Genomic DNA, 442 nt, shown 5'->3' with positions numbered 1-442 from the left:
CGTAAGACTCACCGGCCTTGATGATGTAAGAGCTGCCTTGATACTCCAGCGTAATTTCGCCTTCTAGTATCGTGCCAACCTCTTCACCTTCATGTTTAATCTCATCCGTTCCTGTGGTGCTTTGCGGGGCATATTCTTCTATCAGAAAACCGATCACCTGTTTCTTCGAGCCGTTGGTGACAAGCTTCATTGATACTGTATCGCTGCCCATTTCAACCAGTTCATCTGGCTTAAATACCACTTTCTCTTCCGTTTTCCCTGCTTGGTCAAACGTAAAAAACTCTGATAAAGACAGTGAAAATACATTCACTATTTTTTGTAAAGAACTCACAGAAGGACTGACTTTGGCATTCTCGATAGATGAGATTGCGCTGTGTGTGATCCCTGCTTTTTCTGCTAATTCCCTTTGTGACAATCCATGCTGTTTTCGCAACTGAACAAT

Annotated in this window: 1 protein-coding gene; it reads right to left on the bottom strand. The window is 43.0% G+C overall.

What is annotated here, in order from left to right:
- On the bottom strand, positions 1-442 hold a 442-nt coding region (locus AB4585_RS24565; RefSeq protein ID WP_372171364.1), incomplete at both ends, for a helix-turn-helix domain-containing protein.

This window comes from Vibrio sp. 10N.222.49.C9 (genome assembly GCF_041474985.1).
Classification (GTDB): Bacteria; Pseudomonadota; Gammaproteobacteria; order Enterobacterales; family Vibrionaceae; genus Vibrio; species Vibrio crassostreae_C.
This window is presented reverse-complemented; position numbering and strand designations above follow the sequence as displayed.